This window comes from Planktothrix sp. FACHB-1355, assembly GCF_014748295.1.
Classification (GTDB): domain Bacteria; phylum Cyanobacteriota; class Cyanobacteriia; order Cyanobacteriales; family Aerosakkonemataceae; genus Aerosakkonema; species Aerosakkonema funiforme_A.
On sequence record NZ_JACJUP010001256.1, the window covers coordinates 1 to 1,879 of the forward strand.

Consider the following 1,879-nt stretch of genomic DNA (forward strand, 5'->3'; position numbering starts at 1 on the left):
GAACTAATTTTTTTAAGTCAAGCTATCCTGGGTTTGAGCATTTTCAAATTGACAAAGCAATCTGTTACAAACCGCACAGTAAATCATATTAAAATAAAATAAATACATAACTGCATCAACCACCAAGGTATCGCGGAAGTTATTAATTCCGCCAAACCCTCAATCTAGTCCCTAGCCCCTATAAAAGGTGCCGCCATGAAAAAGATATTAGTTATTGAAGATACTGCTGAAATCCGTGACAACGTTCAAGAGTTTCTGGAAGCTAAAGATTTCCAGGTAATGGTAGCTAAAAATGGGCGAATTGGTTTAGAACTGGCTCGCCAAAATAAATTCGACCTGGTTCTTTGCGACATCATGATGCCAGAAATGGATGGTTATGGTGTAATTGCACAGTTACGTCAAGACCCAGCCACCGCCGATCTTCCCTTCATATTTCTAACGGCTAAGTGCGATCGAGTAGACTTGCGCTTAGGGATGAACTTAGGTGCTGATGACTATATTACTAAGCCGTTTACTCCCTACGAATTACTGGAAGCGATTACTGCTCGACTAAATCGCGTTGCTCAACAAAATCAAAAACTTAAATCTGTTGTAGAGCGAGTAGAACATTTAGAACACTACGATGCTTTAACTAATTTGCCGAATCCATCAGCTTTACAGGGAGATGAGGGTTATTTGGCGCGATCGATCGTTAAAACCGACAGAAGCAAGCGTTTAGTTCCTTTTTTGCTGTTAGGTTTAGACAGATTTACCAGAATTAACGATACTTTGGGTTATTCCAACGGCAATTTAGTTTTGCAACAACTCGCACAACGATTGATTTTGTTTGGCAAAAGAATTGAAGGATCGGGTATAGTTAGAGTGAGTGGCGATGAGTTTGCTATTGTTTTGCCACCCATTGCTGACCAAGATTCAGGAGTGGGTATAGCGCAAGATATTCTCAAAATTATTGCCCAACCTTTTGACATCGATAATAAATCTATTCTGCTTACAGCTAGTATCGGTATTTCCTTTTATCCATCTGCTCCGACGCTAGAAGAATTGCAAAAACAAGCCAGTATAGCCATGAATTCTGCTAAGCGGGAAGGAGGTAATCGCTGTGTGGTTTATAGCCGACCAATTTTCGGACATGAATTCTCCAGAGATTTGCAACTTGGGGCTGATTTTCATTCGGCTTGGGAACAAAAGGAACTTCAGGTTTTCTATCAACCCAGAGTAGACCTTCGTAATAAAAAAATCGTTGCTTTGGGCGCAGTAGTGCATTGGAAACACCCAGTTAGAGGTTTAATTTCCCTAGAAAAAACTGCTGCGGTTGCCGAGGAAACTGGCTTGACAGTAACTATTAATGAATGGGTGTTGCGTGTTGCGTGTCAACAGGCAAAACTTTGGCGGCATTCCCGCATATCATCGGCAAGAGTAGCTGTGACACTTTCCGAACAGATGTTTACAGACAATGATATAGAATTAACCATTCTTCAAGCCTGTCAAGATGCAGGAATTGAACCTCGTTTTTTAGAGGTGGAGATACCAGCCGATACCATTGTCAATAGTTCTAACATTAACGCCACTGCATTAAAACTAATGACATGGCATAAGCTAGGCATTCAAACTACGATAAGTAATTTTGGCCTCAAACATACTTCTCTAGATTATCTGGATAAATTACGACTAAATAACTTGAAGATAGAAGCAAATTTGGCTTTTGCCAATTTACAGAGTGTTCCGATTCTAAATGCGATCGTTCAAATGGGACATCGCCTCAAACTTAAGGTAGTAGCCGATGGAGTCCAAACAGACGTCGAAGCTGCGATTTTGAGAAAACAAAAATGTGACGAAATTCAACAAAAAGAGGCATTTCCAGCGCACAAGATTGAAAGGG

1 protein-coding gene is annotated in these 1,879 nt (G+C 40.6%); it reads left to right on the plus strand.

Annotated elements, in window-relative coordinates:
* Positions 1 to 195 precede the first annotated feature (195 nt).
* Positions 196 to 1,879 (plus strand): EAL domain-containing protein (locus tag H6S82_RS31365; RefSeq protein ID WP_191057346.1); only part of this gene is annotated, 1,684 nt, incomplete at its 3' end.